The 15,732-nt window shown below is 55.8% G+C and carries 14 protein-coding genes; 6 read left to right on the top strand and 8 right to left on the bottom strand.

From position 1 onward, the window contains the following. Window positions 1-15: 15 nt before the first annotated feature. Both ACZ1HV_RS13210 and ACZ1HV_RS13205 read right to left on the bottom strand, forming a co-directional pair. Window positions 16-810, bottom strand: coding sequence for a creatininase family protein (locus tag ACZ1HV_RS13210; RefSeq protein WP_472718331.1), 795 nt, complete (start codon window positions 808-810; stop codon window positions 16-18). A 61-nt stretch (window positions 811-871) separates the two neighbouring features. Beyond that, window positions 872-1,258 (bottom strand): RidA family protein, encoded by a 387-nt coding sequence (locus ACZ1HV_RS13205; RefSeq protein WP_298818991.1) that lies wholly within the window; start codon window positions 1,256-1,258, stop codon window positions 872-874. Between the two features lie 319 nt (window positions 1,259-1,577). On the opposite strand from ACZ1HV_RS13205, the gene ACZ1HV_RS13200 reads away from it, so the two are divergent. The 6 genes from ACZ1HV_RS13200 (at window position 1,578) to ACZ1HV_RS13175 (ending at window position 7,779) form a co-directional block, all read left to right on the top strand. After that, window positions 1,578-2,588: an ABC transporter substrate-binding protein gene (locus ACZ1HV_RS13200; protein ID WP_298818993.1), complete on the top strand. Its 1,011-nt coding sequence runs from the start codon at window positions 1,578-1,580 to the stop codon at window positions 2,586-2,588. Window positions 2,589-2,653: 65 nt separating this feature from the next. Beyond that, a complete protein-coding gene (locus tag ACZ1HV_RS13195; RefSeq protein WP_472718442.1) occupies window positions 2,654-3,460 on the top strand; it encodes an ABC transporter ATP-binding protein in 807 nt (268 codons plus the stop codon). A gap of 43 nt (window positions 3,461-3,503) precedes the next feature. Beyond that, entirely contained in the window at window positions 3,504-4,382 is an 879-nt protein-coding gene (locus ACZ1HV_RS13190) for an ABC transporter permease (RefSeq protein ID WP_472718330.1), read from the top strand. Then, window positions 4,383-5,708, top strand: a complete 1,326-nt coding sequence (locus ACZ1HV_RS13185) for a cytosine deaminase (RefSeq protein WP_472718329.1) — start codon at window positions 4,383-4,385, stop codon at window positions 5,706-5,708. It abuts the gene before it with no gap. Next, on the top strand, window positions 5,705-7,111 hold the full coding sequence (locus tag ACZ1HV_RS13180) for an FAD-binding oxidoreductase (protein ID WP_298819002.1): 1,407 nt from the start codon (window positions 5,705-5,707) through the stop codon (window positions 7,109-7,111). The genes ACZ1HV_RS13185 and ACZ1HV_RS13180 overlap by 4 nt, the downstream gene beginning before the upstream one ends. Before the next feature lie 74 nt (window positions 7,112-7,185). Further along, entirely contained in the window at window positions 7,186-7,779 is a 594-nt protein-coding gene (locus tag ACZ1HV_RS13175; protein ID WP_298819004.1) for an NAD(P)H-dependent oxidoreductase, read from the top strand. A gap of 57 nt (window positions 7,780-7,836) precedes the next feature. On the opposite strand, the gene ACZ1HV_RS13170 is transcribed toward ACZ1HV_RS13175, so the two are convergent. The 6 genes from ACZ1HV_RS13170 to ACZ1HV_RS13145 form a co-directional block, all read right to left on the bottom strand. Continuing rightward, on the bottom strand, window positions 7,837-9,966 hold the full coding sequence (locus ACZ1HV_RS13170; protein WP_472718328.1) for a TRAP transporter permease: 2,130 nt from the start codon (window positions 9,964-9,966) through the stop codon (window positions 7,837-7,839). A 91-nt stretch (window positions 9,967-10,057) separates the two neighbouring features. Next, window positions 10,058-11,074 carry a TAXI family TRAP transporter solute-binding subunit gene (locus tag ACZ1HV_RS13165; RefSeq protein WP_472718327.1) on the bottom strand — a complete coding sequence of 339 codons (1,017 nt, stop codon included), beginning with the start codon at window positions 11,072-11,074 and terminating at the stop codon, window positions 10,058-10,060. A 391-nt stretch (window positions 11,075-11,465) separates the two neighbouring features. Continuing rightward, the gene (locus ACZ1HV_RS13160; RefSeq protein WP_472718326.1) at window positions 11,466-12,833 is read right to left on the bottom strand and encodes a DUF3179 domain-containing protein; all 1,368 of its coding nucleotides are present in this window, start codon (window positions 12,831-12,833) and stop codon (window positions 11,466-11,468) included. A 104-nt stretch (window positions 12,834-12,937) separates the two neighbouring features. Further along, complete coding sequence (locus tag ACZ1HV_RS13155; protein WP_472718325.1) at window positions 12,938-14,176, bottom strand: benzoate/H(+) symporter BenE family transporter; 1,239 nt, start codon at window positions 14,174-14,176, stop codon at window positions 12,938-12,940. A gap of 152 nt (window positions 14,177-14,328) precedes the next feature. Continuing rightward, window positions 14,329-14,940: a ferric reductase-like transmembrane domain-containing protein gene (locus tag ACZ1HV_RS13150; protein WP_472718324.1), complete on the bottom strand. Its 612-nt coding sequence runs from the start codon at window positions 14,938-14,940 to the stop codon at window positions 14,329-14,331. Between the two features lie 21 nt (window positions 14,941-14,961). Then, window positions 14,962-15,450 (bottom strand): peptidase associated/transthyretin-like domain-containing protein, encoded by a 489-nt coding sequence (locus ACZ1HV_RS13145; RefSeq protein WP_298819017.1) that lies wholly within the window; start codon window positions 15,448-15,450, stop codon window positions 14,962-14,964. Window positions 15,451-15,732: the final 282 nt, after the last annotated feature.

Raw genomic sequence — 15,732 nt, 5'->3', positions numbered from 1 at the left:
CTATCTGGCACCAATTCAGTCTGCCAGCAAATTCAGATCAAAGGCGTGAACGTCATGCAGCAGTTCCACAAAGCCGCGGGCTGCGTGGTCCAGAGACTGGCGTCCCTTGTCGGCGGTCGCGATGGAAGCATCGCCAACAGTACCGTTGGAATTGAGGTCTTGGGCCTTCCAGCCGAACGCATGTGGTCCATGAGCGCGCAGGTGTGTGAATTCAGAAACGAATTGCTCCTGTGCGGAACGGAAGTTCTGAGCCTTGTCCATCTTCACCAGTTCAGGATGAAGGTGAAGCATGATGGAGGTTTCCACGTCGCCGCCATGTATTCCAAAGGTGAGTTCATGATCCGGGAAGACGCCTTCGGGCTGTCCAAAATGCGCCCAGGCAGTGCCAACGGCCAGCATTTTGTGCCGGACCCTGAGTTCTCGCGTCAGGATGGCCACCAAAGGCACATTCCCTCCATGAGAGTTTACAATCACCAATTTTCTGATCCCGGCGCGGGCAATGCTGTCGCCGAGTTCCATCCAGGCCCTGAGCGCTGTCTCCCAGCCAAGGGTTAGCGTTCCCGGAGAGGATATGTGTTCATTCGATTTGCCGACCGCCTGCACGGGCAAGAAGGTTGCGGGAACGGTTTCCGGGATAAGATCCATCACTCTGTGGACTTGACCCTGGGCAATCGCAGTATCGGTATAGACCGGCAAATGAGGCCCGTGCTGTTCAATTGCGGCCACCGGAAGAACTGCGATCCAGTCCTCGACCGACGGAGCCTCGAAATCGGTGGTGGTCATGTCTTGCCAATTGAGTTTGGGCAGCATGAAGGTTCTTCTCCTCAGTTCCTTCTGAAGGCATTTCGCACACGTTTAGCAACGAAGCGTGTCAGGGCGCCGCGGCAACAATCTCAACTTCGACCAGAAAGTCTTCGCGCGCAAAACCCGAAACAATCATCAGTGTCGATGCCGGGGCAGGTTCGGAAATGAAACCGTCCCTGACGCGCATATAGCCAGGCAAGTGGGCGCGGTCGGTCACATAGGCATTGATCCGCACCACATCCTGCAATGTCATGCCAGCAGATGCCAGGATCGCCTTTATATTTTCAAAACAGAGCGTGGTTTGACCCTTAATGTCGGCTGGGATCCGGTCATCGGCTGCAATACCCAGTTGACCCGAAGCGAACAGCAGACGATGCCCTGCAGGGATCTCTACAGCATGGCTGTAGCGAGCAAAGGGGGCACGAATTTCAGGTGGTGTGTGCGTGCGTTTCAAATGACTTGTCCTCACGTCAAAAACCGAAAGCTATCGCGGCGATCGCCTGCGCGCAATTTTCGCAGTTGCGTATTTTAGATGCCATTGCTCAAATAGAGGGCACGATTAACTTTTGCGCTGACAATGGTGCAGCAATGTGCAAGTCTTTGCGGGCTGCTCAGACAACCAACGGGCAGCACGACAAGCGGGCCAATGTTTTTACGCGACGGCTCACTTCCTGCCTGTTCCGCTCTCAGGGCTTTCGAGCACAGCGGCAGAGCATTCGGCCCGTCGTGGGCAGTTTGACCTGCTTGGTGTAACGAAAACGGGGAACGCGGAAATGGGATTGTCTCGGAACTTAGGACTTGCGACGCTCGCCGTCATGGCGTCGACAAGCGCGCATGCGCTTGAAAAAGTGACCTTCGGTACAAACTGGGTCGCTCAAGCAGAACATGGTGGTTACTACCAGGCGGTTGCCGACGGCACATTTGAAGCCTGTGGCATTGAAGTGGAAATCAAGCCTGGGGGCCCGCAGGCCAACAACCGTATTCTGTTGCCGGTCGGAAAAATCGACTTCCTGATGGGCGGCAACATGCTTCAGGCATTTTCTGCGATTGAGCAGGGCATTCCAACCACCGTTGTGGCGGCTCATTTCCAGAAAGAACCACAGATCCTGATGACGCATCCGGATCAGGGCCTGGATACCTGGGAAAGCCTCAAGGACATAAACCTCCTGATCGGCAAGGGTGGCCTCAATTCCTTTTATCAGTGGATGAAGTCAGAGTTCGGTTTCAAGGACGAACAGGTGCGTCCTTACACCTACAATTCGGCACCGTTTCTTGCCGACAAGAAACTGGGCCAGCAGGGTTATATTACGTCTGAGCCCTATGCCATCGAGACGGAAGGCGGCTTTGAGCCCAACATCTTTCTGATCGCCGATTTTGGCTATGACACCTATTCGACAACAGTGGAAACCCGGACCGAGCTTGTGGAAACCAAACCGGAAGTCGTCAAATGCTTTGTCGACGGTTCGGCTATCGGCTGGGTCAATTTCCTTTATGGCGACAATTCCAAAGCACTGGAAATGATCAAGAAGGACAATCCTGGCATGACGGACGGTCAGCTGGCCTTCTCGATCGAGAAGCTGAAATCCTACGGCATCGTTGACAGTGGCGATGCGCTCACAATGGGCATCGGTGCCATGACGGATGAGCGCAACAAGTCCTTTTTTGAAAAAATGGTCGCCGCGGGTGTTGTCAACGGAGACGTCGACTACACGAAGTCCTACACGCTTGAATTCGTTAACAATGGCGTCGGTCTGGACCGCAAAAAAGAGCTGACCGGGAACTGATCAGGACGCTTTCGTGACACACATGAAAAATGCAACCATGGCCGGACAATTTTGAAATGACGGCCATGGTACAAGCAAATATGCAAATAGATACGGGTATTGGACAGCCCATTGTTTCCCTCAAAGGCATCTCAAAGACCTTTTCCAACGGGACGGTGGCACTCAACAACCTGTCGCTCGATATTCGGCAAGGGGAATTTGTTTCCCTTCTGGGTCCCTCGGGGTGTGGCAAATCCACCGCCTTGCGGATCATCACAAGCCTGACGAGCCCAAGCTCGGGCAGGGTTGAGTGGCCGATGGAAGAATCCAGACAGAAGGACCACGAACTCAGCTTCGTTTTTCAGGAACCAACCCTCATGCCCTGGGCGACGGTCTTCGGGAATGTCTGGTTGCCGCTGCGCCTCAAGGGGGTTTCGAAAAAAGCCGCCTATGATGAGGTGATGGAAGCGCTGAAAGGTGTTGGTCTCGACCAGTTTGCGGACAGTTATCCCAGGGAATTGTCGGGGGGCATGAAAATGCGTGTCTCGATTGCGCGCGCCCTCGTGACAAAGCCCAAGCTCCTTTTGATGGACGAACCGTTCGCGGCACTTGATGAAATAACCCGCTTCAAGCTCAACAACGATCTTCTGCGTTTGTGGGAAACCTTCGGCTGGACGGTCATTTTCGTGACCCATTCAGTGTTTGAATCCGTTTACCTCTCCAACCGCATCGTCGTCATGGCAGCGCGGCCCGGACGTGTCGTCAACGATATGGCCATTGATGCGCCTTATCCGCGGGACGAGGATTTCAGGACATCACCCGTCTATAGCGGTTTCTGCCGAAACGTTTCTGAAGCGCTTCACGAGGCCATGAAATCGGGAGATCACCTCTGATGAACTGTCTGATTTTCTTAAACTCTCAGGGTCGCTCCGGATCATGACCATAGACATTGCAGACAAAACACCATTGCCTGTGGCTGGCGCGGAAATTCCTCTTGATGCCGAGGAAATGAAGCGTGCACGTTCGGCTCGAAGGGAAACGATTGGCAGATGGGTGTTGCCGGTCGTCATATTGCTGTTGTCGGTTTACCTATGGGACACGGTCTGCGTCTGGAACGAAATTCCGCACTACATCCTGCCGAGGCCCGGACAGGTTTTTGAAACGTTGCTTGCCGACTGGGGCATCTTGAGTGTTGCGCTCATCAACACGCTCAAGATCACATTCGGAGCCCTGTTGATCGCGACATTGGGCGGTCTGGGACTGGCGGTGTTGTTCACGCAGTCGAAATGGATCGAAATCTCGTTTTTTCCTTTCGCGGTCATCTTGCAGGTAACACCCATCATCGCGATCGCACCCTTGATCTTGATTTATGTGGATTCCATCACCGCCGGGCTCCTGATCTGTGCCTGGATTGTCGCGTTTTTCCCGATACTCTCAAACACGACACTTGGACTAAATTCGGCAGATCACAATCTGCAGAACCTGTTTCGCCTTTATGGCGCAAGCCGCTGGCAAACCTTGCGGTTTTTGCGCCTTCCAGCAGCTATGCCCTATTTCCTGGGCGGATTGAAAATTGCCGGCGGCCTGTCTCTGATCGGCGCGATCGTTGCGGAGTTCGTCGCGGGCTCCGCAGGTTCCGGTTCAGGGCTCGCCAACCAGATCCTGGAGGCAAGCTACAGGCTGAACATGCCAAGAATGTTCGCGGCACTCATTCTGATTTCCGTTACGGGGATCCTGATCTTCCTGACTATGAACCTCCTGTCGCATTTGCTCCTGCGCAAATGGCATGAAAGTGCCCTGAAGCGGGAGATATAAATGGGACCGGCAACGGGATCGGGTTTCAACGGAACCGGGATCATCAAGAATGCAACCGTTCCGGCATGTTTGCTCGCCGACACACAAGGTTCGGATCCTGCCTGCCTGCTGGCGAGGGACCTCAAGGTCGTTGATGGGAAGCTTCTTGAAGTCGCGCCTGCCGGATCCTTGACCGGTGCGGATCCAAGTCTGGACCTGGACAGCGGTTTGGTTTTGCCCGCCTTCGTTGATCTGCATACCCATCTCGACAAAGGCCACATCTGGCCACGCAAGGCCAATCCAGACGGATCTTTCATGGGGGCGCTCACAGCGGTCGGCGAAGACCGGATTGCTTATTGGTCGGCCGATGATCTGCGGGCGCGCATGGAGTTTTCCCTGAAGTGCGCCTACGCACACGGAACAGCCGCGATCCGTACGCATCTGGACAGCATCCCGCCGCAGGAGGACATCACCTGGCCGGTGTTTGAGGAAATGCGCACCGACTGGAGTGGTCGCATAACCCTGCAGGGCGTTTGTCTGTTCGGGATCGACCGCCTGGCCGAAGATAGGGACTATCTGTCGGGTATTGCGGAAAAGGTCAGGAAAGCCGATGGGATCATGGGCGCAGTGACCTATATGATCCCGGATCTGGAAAGGCATCTTGAAGACGTCTTTCGTGCGGCCATGGATCGGGGCCTCGATCTGGACTTTCACGTGGATGAAACGCTGGACCCGGCAGCGGTCACATTGCGCCACATTGCCGAAACGGCACAGCGTCTGAAATTCGACGGCAAGATTGTATGCGGTCATTGCTGTTCATTGTCGGTGCATCCGGCGGATGAGATTGACAAGACACTTGATCTGTTGGCAGGGGCCGGGATTGCCGTCGTTTCGCTGCCAATGTGCAACATGTATCTCCAGGACCGTGTGCCTGGCCGGACACCTCGCCGCCGGGGTGTCACCTTGCTTCACGAAATGAAGCAACGCGGAATTTCGGTTGCGGTCGCCTCCGACAATACCCGTGATCCTTTCTATGCCTATGGCGATCTCGATATGGTTGAGGTCTATACGCAAGCCACTCGGATTTTACATCTTGACCACCCGATCGGCGACTGGATCAGCACGGTCACAACGACACCTGCACAATTGATGGATATCCCGGCGGGCAAACTGGATATCGGAGCACCGGCCGACCTCGTGCTGTTCAATGCTCGAGACTGGAACGAGCTTTTGTCCCGCCCGGCGGGCCCGCGCAGTGTTTTGCGCGCGGGGTCTCTTATTGACCAAACTCTGCCCGATTACCGCGACCTCGATCACATTCTCCAGGAAAGGCAACCAGAGTCATGAGCGCCATTGCTGCATTAAAAGCCGATCTTGACGGCCTCAAGATCGAGGACAACCAGCAAATCGTAAAGCAGAAGAGCCGCGATTTTTTCTGGTATTCGCCGGTCCTGAAGAAGCAGCTGGAGGATGTTACCGGCGACCTGATCGTGACCCCGAAAACGGAAGACGAAATCATCCGTGTTCTGAAGGCCTGCTTTGCAGCCGACATACCGGTGACAACGCGGGGCGCTGGAACCGGCAACTACGGACAGGCCATGCCGCTGTCGGGCGGTGTTGTACTCAACATGGCGGATATGGCGGCCGTCAAGGAAGTCAAGACAGGTTCGGTTGTCGTTGAAGCCGGAGCCATCATGTCCGACATCGACAAGGTTGCCCGTGAACAGTCCGGACAGGAATTGCGGATGCATCCGTCCACCTACAGGACAGCCACCATCGGCGGCTTTATTGCCGGTGGTTCGGGCGGGGTCGGCTCGATCAACTGGGGCGGCCTCAGGGATCTTGGCAATGTCATTCGGTTGCGGGTCATCACGATGGAGGCCGATCCTCAAATTCTGGAGATGACGGGTGACGATCTGCAGAAGGTGATGCATGCCTATGGCACCAACGGCATCATAACCGAGATCGAGATGCCGTTGACCGCAAGTTACGACTGGGTTGATGTTCTGGTCGGCTTTGATGACTTTATGGATGCGGTCAGGTTTTCCGACACCCTGGCCAATCAGGATGGCCTGTTGACCAAGAACATAGCGCCCGTGGCCGCGCCGGTTCCGCACGACTATTTCCTGCGGCACCAGAAGTTCATTCGCAAGGATCAGTCTGTCGCGGTGTTGATGGTGGCTCCCTTTGCCATGGCGGCGTTTGAGGCGTTCGTCGCGCGTCAGTCCGGCGGAGCGGTGCTTTATCGTTCCGACAAGGCAAACGAAGAGGATCTGAGGCGGCTTCCTCCAGCCTATGAACTTTCCTGGAACCACACGACATTGCGCGGTCTGCGGGTCGATCCTGAGATCACTTACCTTCAGGTTCTTTATCCGTTTCCGAACCAGGTTGAACTGGTCGGGAAGATGCAGGAACTGTTTGGCGATGAGGTGCCTGGACACTTGGAATATGTCCGTTTTGACGGCGACATCACCTGCTTCGGATTGCCGATCGTTCGCTACACCAGCGAAGAAAGGCTGAATGAGATCATCCGGATGCATGAGGAGAACGGCTGCCCGATTTTCAATCCGCACCGCTACACGCTGGAAGAAGGCGGCATGAAACAGACAGATGCGGTTCAACTGGCCTTCAAGCAGGAGGCCGACCCCAAAGGGCTGCTCAATCCGGGCAAGATGATTGCCTGGGATAACCCGGACTACGACTACACAAGTGGCAAGGTTTTCCTGTTTCCCGGTCTTCAGCGAGGCTGAGTGGCGGCTTACGAAAGTGACGCAGGCGGCTTGTTCATTCTGCCTGCATGTTGTTGTTCCTTAAGGCCAAGCGCATGCGCGTTCTTGTCGTTTACTGTCATCCCTGTGAAGAAAGCTTCAATGCTGCGCTGTGCAAGACCGTTATCAGCGCCCTTGAGGAAGACAGCCACGATGTGCGCCTGACGGATCTTTATGCGAGAGAATTCGACCCGGTCATGAGTGCGCAGGAACGGCGTGGTTATCACACACCGCAGTCGAATACCGTACCGATTGCGCAGGATCTGGCTGATATCAAGTGGTGCGAGGCGATCGTGTTCATTTATCCAACCTGGTGGTTCGGTCTTCCGGCAATGCTGAAAGGGTGGTTGGAACGGGTGTGGGTGCCGCATGAGACGTTCATCATGCCGACCGCGACCGAGGACTTGCGGCCCAACATGCAGAATATCTCGCGCATCGGGATCGTGACGACCTGTGGTGCAAGTTGGTTTGTGTCCAAGTTTGTTGGAGAACCCGGGCGCAAAACCATCATGCGCGGCATCAAGCTTCTTGCAAAACCGCGTTGCAAGACACGTTATCTGGCACATTACAAGATGGACAGCTCGACCCAGGAAAGCCGTCAGAACTACCTTGCCAAGGCAAGGAAGGAGATGGCGGCTTTCCTGCGATAAGGCGGTTTTCAGGTCTTTCAAGCGACAGACGAGCGTGCAAATTGGCGTGCCCGAATATCAGGCTTCCCTGGTGACGTGTTCAACATCATGACGCGATTTAAGCCAAAGCGCAGCGCCGAGCACGATGCCGATCACGTCGGTACGCCAATCGCCGGAAATCATGCAAAGGGCGGCACCCAGAAGCAGTATACGCCAGATCGGGGCAAGGGGGCTCATCAGATAGCCCTGAACGGCTCCGGACAGGAAATAGACGCCGATGATGGCGGTAATTGCATTGCGGATGATTTCTATCCAGCTGGCCTCCATCAGAAGACCGGGGCTGTAGAAGAACATGTACGGTACGATAAACGCGGCCAGGCCGACCCTGAATGCCGTCACCGATGTGCGCATGGGCTCTGCTCCTGCAATGGCAGCGCCCGCATAGGCGGCAAGCGCCACCGGCGGAGTAATCGCCGAAACGACCGCAAAATAGAACACGAAGAAATGCGCAATCAGCGGCTCAATGCCGAGTTCGATCAGGCCGGGTGCCACCACCGAGGCGGCAACCGCATAAGCTGCGGTCGTCGGCATGCCCATGCCCAGAATGATCGAGATGATCATCGCGAATATCAGCGCGAGCAGTTTGCTGGTCTCTGCGAGTTCGAACAGCAGAGAAGAGAACCTGGCGCCGACGCCTGTCAATGAAATCACGCCGACAATGATGCCAGCCGTAGCACAGACCGTAATGATCTGGATGGACATCTGAGACGCATTGCGCAGGGCTTCGATGATCTGGAGCGGGCCCATACGAAACGGGGTCAGCCAGCTCACGACAGCGGCAGACGCAATCGCAAGCGTGCCTGCACGGATCACCGAATAACCAAGGAAAAGAGAGCCGACCAGAATGAATATCGGCAGGAACAGAAATGCCTGCTTGGCGAGTTTCCTGAATTTGGGCACTTCGTCATTGGTCATGCCGCGCATGCCAAGACGCTTCGCCTCGAAATCGACCATGAAATAGATAGAGACAAAATAGAGCACGGACGGGATCAGGGCTGCGATGACGAGGTCCGTATATGGAATTCCCGTGATCTCGGCCATAATGAAGGCACCAGCACCCATGATAGGGGGCATGATCTGACCACCAGTTGAGGCAGCAGCCTCGATTGCGCCTGCCGATTGTGGGCGGTATCCCACACGCTTCATCAGCGGGATCGTCAGCGAGCCCGTCGACACAACGTTACCGGCAGAAGTGCCATTGATCATTCCCATCAGTCCGGAAGCGAACACGGCAACTTTGGCTGGCCCGCCGCGTGCCCGGCCAGCTGTTGCAAAGGCCAGGTTGACGAAATAGTCGCCGACCTTTGAGCTTTGAAGGAAGGCCGCGAAAATGATGAAAAGAATGATGTAGGTGGAGGAGACGGCGGTTGTCGGGCCGAGAATACCGTTATCGGTGAAAACGTAGCTGAAAAACCGCTTTGCATCGTACCCGCGGTGTTCCAGAAATCCGGGTAGCCAGGGCCCCAAAAAGGCATAACCGACAAAAATTGCTGCAATCGCTACCAGGGCGAGACCCGCGACACGGCGTGTAAGTTCCAGCATGAGCGCCATGGCAACAAATGCGGCCCAGGCATTTTGCGGATCGGCAAATGGCGTGCCCGCGCGCAGTCTCAAGTTCAAGGCATCAAGACTGAGAGCGATGAAACCGGTCGATGCAATGCTGGCCAGCACCAGAACCCAGTCGATCGGGGAAATACGGCCTTCTTTGCCGCGTATGAACCAGCCGGCAACAATCGCAAACAGCGTGCCGGCAGCGAGCGATATCCCGAAATAGGCAAAGGTCGTGTCGGCGTTCTCGACGGTCCCCGAGTTCCAATATTGAATGACACCGTAAACGGTCAGCACGAGTGCATAAATCACCGGCAGTCCGGCGGCGAGCGCAATGACCCGTTCCATCGTGACTTTACGCAGGCGATTGTCAGGCCCGGTGATGAGCACTCCCGTCAGGCCGAACCCGAGAACGAGGGCTCCGCAAATGTGAAGAATGCGAAAAAGCCAGGTCTCCAGGGGCGCGATGTTGAGACTGTAAAGATGCCAGGCTGCGTAAAGCACACACAGAAGACCGAACAATTTCCCCTGCCAGCCCTGCAAGGCGCGGCTGGTAGCTTCATCCCGTTGGGCGGGAACGGGGTCAATCGGGTCGGACATGACGTTTCGGTCTCGATCTGGCACATAGTATACCCGGGCCACTGTCCTGCGGCCCGGGATAAAGGCAATTATCTATCGTGTTCCGGATCGCTTAGCCGCCAAGGGCTGGGTCGATCTCGAAGCCATTCTCCTTGAACCAGCGAACAGCTCCCGGGTGCCAGGGAATGAAAGCGTTCTTGTCGTAGTTTTCCGGCAGGGTTTCGATGGCCGCCTTGTGAATGTCGAGCATCCTTGGATTGTTGCTCATCACCGCATCGACGACGGCATAGACAAAGTCGTCCGGAAGATCAGCGCGCGCGATCGCGAAGTTCCACATGGAAACGCTCGCATGATCTTCGGATTGGGACGGGTAAGTTCCGGCCGGGATAGTGAAAAGAGACACCGGATGGTCCGCCGCGATCTGTTTGGCCTGATCGTCCGTCATGCCGATGAAATTGACGTCAGCCTGCGCTTCGACTTGCGAGAATGCCGGGAAGGGGACCCCTGCTGCCCAAGTGTAGACATCAATCAAGCCGTCCTGAAGTTGGCCGGCAAGGTCTGCTGCTCCTCCGTGGCGCGCAGTCACGGACTTGCCAAACGTATCAAAGAACCGTGGCCAGTACGTTCCAGGGGTGCCGCCAACCGGCCCAAAGCCGACAGTTGCGCCTTCCGGAATGTCATCGATGCTGTCGATGCCGGAACTTTTCAGGGTCATGATATGGAATGCGGTCTTGTACATCGGGAAGATCGCCCGGATCTGATCATGTTTCAGTCCTGGCGCAAGAGCGCTTTCACCGTTGATCGCGTCGAATGCCGGCCCCATGGTGACCATGCCGAAATCGAGGTCACCGGTTTGGACAAGCGCTGCATTCTGTACCGGTCCGGCGGTGACCTCGGCTCCGCCCGGGATGCCAAGCTGATCTGAAACAAGATTTGTCCAGCCTGAGCCATATACGAAATAGGTTCCGCCCTGACTTGCCGTTCCGACCGAGAAGCTTGTCGGCCAGTCGCTGCGGTCTTCCGCCACTGCGGCCGGGACGAGCAGACCAATGGTCAGTGCCGCCACCAGCGGCGCTGGTGCGCACCTAGAGAAAACGTTCAAAAGTCCTGCCTTGCTTTTTGAAGTCATAGAATCTCTCCACAGATGGAACCCAGATGATTTTCTGCGCTCAGATACTCGGGAAACTTGCATTGTCAGCGATTTTCAGAGTCTGGTAACGGCTAAATCGGGCGAATTTCTGTGAAATCAATGCGAATTGTCAGTATTATTTCGCCAATAACTTATTTTTGAGCAGGTATGTCGAATTCAGGCGCAAATTCGCATCTTGAGTACAACCCGCAAGGTGTGGTGCCTTCGCTAATATTTGTTGTGCGGGTTGTATTTCTTGAATTGCATTCAAGTTAGGCAGATTGACCATATGTGAGATCTAAAGACTGCTGTTGCCACGACTGCAGGTGACGTTGCTGTCCAGATTGCTTCTACCATCCTGTTTGAAGGGAAGCTTCGATAGATCAAGCCGTTAACCGCCATAGATGGTTGCGGCATCACCCAGATAATTGTCCCATGCGAACCAATAGGAGATATGACCTGCCACACGGGGGAGTTTCTTCCCGTCTGAACGTTCCAGCGCGGTTTCTGTCACGGTCCATGCCAGACCGGTATCATCGAGAACCTCTTCGCCGCGTTGCTGAAATCGATGAGGCCCGCGCTCATAGGCACGCACGGTGCGTTTTGAGGGATTGCCGATCAGGACGAGAGGCGTTTGTGCAATCGCGTCGTTGATAATCGATTTCTCTTCAAAGGCATCCAGCGGCCAAGCTCTGGCAGCCCCGAACTGGCGGACTGCGAAGACATAGTCTTTCTGGCGATGCCGTGATTGATCAACCAGCGCTGGAAACATGAGCTCGGCAGAGGAAAAATAGTCCTGGTAAACGACGCCAGAGCCGTAGTCGCGCCGATGGCCGGTGTTCAGAGACAGCACCTGGGTTTTGGGATGGGACGCCTTCCAGGCATCCCAGCTTGTTATCACGACGGGACGCTGCTTCAATTCAATGCCACTGTCCACCAGCGGACCGACCACCGGTTTACCGGTGTATTGGTTCCATAGCGAATGGGTTTCCCGGTCGAACATCAGCTTGTTGGAGCGATAAAGGAAGCCGGAGGAACCGAAAACCAGCGGCCTCCTTCGGCCTTTCACTTTGGTTTCGAACAAGATGCCCGAGCCGCACAGCGTGCAGTAGGCCAGTGCGACCGCAACGCCGCCGATGACTTCATTGAACATTTCATGCCAGCCCATGATCCGCAATGGATAGGCCCTGGTGTCACCATTGATCGAGACGCCGAAAACGAGGTCATCGCCCTTGAGATAGTTCGCCTTGGCTGCTGGAAGCAGTTCAGGGTTGTCGAGGGAAGGAATTCCGTCTTTTCGGACACCGCCCCAGGCAATTTCCTCAAACCGTATTTTCATCCGCTTGCGAGCCAGATACTCCGGTTTCAGGAAGACGTCGAAATTTTCGTCTATCCCAAGCAGAACCTCACGCTTGAAAGGGATCAGTGACGGATGGGGGATGATCTGCGGGTTGCGTTCCTGCCAGAGCATCCATTCGAACCAGTCGGTACCGAATTTTTGACCCGCCAATTCGTCCATCACCTCGGCAATCCGTCCCTGCCGCCCTCTGGAAAATCGCATGCTGGTCAAGAGCGCGGGCACGACGTCTGGACTGCCGCGTTCACGCATGAAGATCATGCCTTTCGCGAATTCTGAACTTGTACCGTAAAGCGGAGATCGAAGGGCTGCCAGAACCGGATCGTCCTGTGCTCTCAATGGTGCAGGTGTGACGGCAGCTGCAATAAGCATTCCAGTAAATCCGCGACGCGTCAGTGGCATGGCATCCTCCGTTTGGCCAATGCCAGTCTGCGGATTCACGCGTTCACATGCACACAAAACTCTCGTGAGGAGGTCGCTAACAAGAGCGCCGCATCACGTTTCGTTCACGTCGTGTGTCTTTTAACGACGGCTTTTGCGACCCAGACAATGCTACCGGCAACGACGCCCCAGAACGCGCCGCTGATACCGAAAAGCATCATTCCGCTGGCTGCGATCAGAAATGTTAAAGCCGGTGCTTCTAGTTGCTCACGATCGCTAAACGCCGCCGAAACGGAATTGACGAAAGCCGGGATCAGCGCCAGCCCCGCAACCGCAGTGATCAGATCTGTCGGTGCAAGGCCTGCAAGAGAGGTCACAAGTCCAGCAGCAAATGCCAGAAGCGTGTAGGCAATTCCAGACACTATGGCAGCCCAGTAGCGCCCTGCCGGATCACGTCCGGCATCTTCTCCGGCCATCATTGCAGCGGTGATCGCGGACATGTTGACCGGCACCGATCCGAACGGTGCGATCAAAAGACTCACCAGCCCTGTCTTCTGGAGCAGTGGCTGCCGGTTGACCGGGTATTTGTTCAGCTCCAGCACGGCGAAGCCCGGGATGTTCTGACCTGCCATGGTTACGAAATAGAGCGGCAAAGAGACGGAAACAAATGAATGAATGGAAAAGGTCGGCATGACAGGCGTAAATGCCGGCAGCCATTGCGTTTCCGCGCCGACGGTGCCGTTGTCGCCATTCACGGTCAAGAAAAGAACGATCACAAAGGCGATGACGGCAAATGGCATTGCAGCAAGCCTGTTCCAGGCAAGTCCGGCCAGCCAGGCCAGAAGGACAGGCAACACAAGCAAGGGGATCGTTCCTAGAGCCAAAGCCGGCGCAAAGCATAATTTCAACAAAACACCTGCCAGGAGCCCGTTTGCAATCGGTTTCGGAATGGCGGCGACAACACGTCCGAGTGCCGGGATGAACCCGGTCACGACGATTAGCGCGGCGCAACAGATCAGAGCTCCGACGGCTTCTGAAAATCCACCCGGCAGTGCAACGGTTGCCGCAAGAAATGCAGCGCCGGGAGTTGACCACGCGACCGCAGCCGGGATCCGTGTGACGGCCGGGAGCCAGATACTGCAGATGCCCATGCCGATGGTAGCGAAAAACAGTCCGGTCGCGGCTTGTGCATCGGTGGCACCCATCGATTTTACGCCGGCAAGCACAATGGCAAAGGAGGCCGCGTATCCGACAAAGGCTGCAAGCAGCCCCATATAGGTGGCTGGAAACGTGAGATCACGGAACATGGAAGGCTCGTTCTTCAGGCATGGTTCGCGCGCACTGTGCACGCTCGACCACAGCATAGCAACGCGGCCACGGCAAGATCCTCAACCGGACGAAAGCGCTTCCGAAAGGTCTTAGGACAGCTCTTGGCCCTGCATATCGGCAATCATGTGATCCATGAGCCGACGGAGTGGCAACATGCTGCCGGCTAGAGCGATCAAAATGACTTGCTTCAGACTTCGCGCGGCGGCCGTTTCGTCCAAACCTTGAGGTCCACGATGACTTTCACTGTCGCGATAACGACAAGAGCACACAGAGCGAACTTCGTCATGATTTCCATCGTTCCTTCGATCAAAAGAGCATGAACCACACTACCGGTGACAATGACTATCGCCAGGATTGTGTGGGCACGTCGCCACGAGCGCACCGTCAACCGCAGGCGGCGTCGAAACCCGGCAAGAAAGGCTGCGGTCAGAACAGCCCACATGGCAAGAACACCCCATACGGAAAACGGCGTTGGAGAACGAAACAGCAAGGCGTCGACAACATCCGGTGGGCTGGTGATCCAAAGCCCGCCAACGTGGAGCAGGACAGCGGCAATCAGCAGTGTCCCGGTATAGCGGTGGAGCCGCCGCCCGCGCGTGCCGGCAAGCCCGGGCAGATAGCCGCCTGCAAGAAGAGGCTGAACCAAGAGAAGGGCCATGCCCGCAACACCGGCAAATCCGGCAACAATGTAAACGGGTTGCCGCCAGGCAAGCAGTGGGCTTGTTGCAGCGGCCAAAATCGGTATCGCGATAACAATCACCAGCACGCCCCAGACCAGGTAACCGCGCATCCGGCTCATCTCAGGAAGCCCCAAGTCGGGTCAGGCCGGTGTAAGGACGAAATGCGCCTCCAGGCTGGTGTCCTTCGAGCTTGACATGATTGGACGCAGGAACACCGTTTCAAACTCCTCGCTATCGTAGGCAAGGTGACCGTGCGGTTGCCCAAACGCGGGCACGATCTGCGGCATTTCAAGGCGAAAGTTGCCATTGGCATCGGTAAGGGTTGCGCCGTGACTTTGCGGATCGCGTTCATGCCCTTCGGTCGTGTGAGCCCATATCTGAATACGCTGACCGGCAAGAGGTACACCATCGCCTGCGCGGCGCACGGTACCAGTCATCCAGAAGCCGCCATCCCCTATGCGGTCGACGATTGGAGCACCGGGACGGTAATTGTTGGAACCACCCCGCATTGAACGCGTTGGCGCGAGGCCTTGTGCCTGAGCGGGTACCAACAATCCGGTTGTGCCCATCGTCAATGCAACACCTCCAGCAGCGAGAAGTTTGCGGCGGGTGATGAGATCGGTGGTCATGAATGTCTCTCCTGTCGGAATTGGCGCCCATATGTACCTTCGGGACCAAACACGGCCGATCAAAAGTATAGTGCGTTTGTGGCAATTTCCGAGTTCAGCTTGTCAGGAAGCGCGATAAACCAAGCTCACGGTTTCGTGATCCGGCCGCTTCTGCTCCTCGGAAGGTGCGCCGATTGCGCGCAGAAATCTGAAAACAGCAAGTTTGAAGGCCAGCAAGCCAACTCGGTTCAAATGATTGTTCATTGAATGTCAGCCTGTCGCGCAACATCCTCATCTGAACGA

The organism is Roseibium sp. JB4-4, from assembly GCF_055693425.1.
The sequence above is the reverse complement of the archived record's forward strand: the minus strand, read 5'-3'. Positions and strand labels throughout refer to the sequence as shown.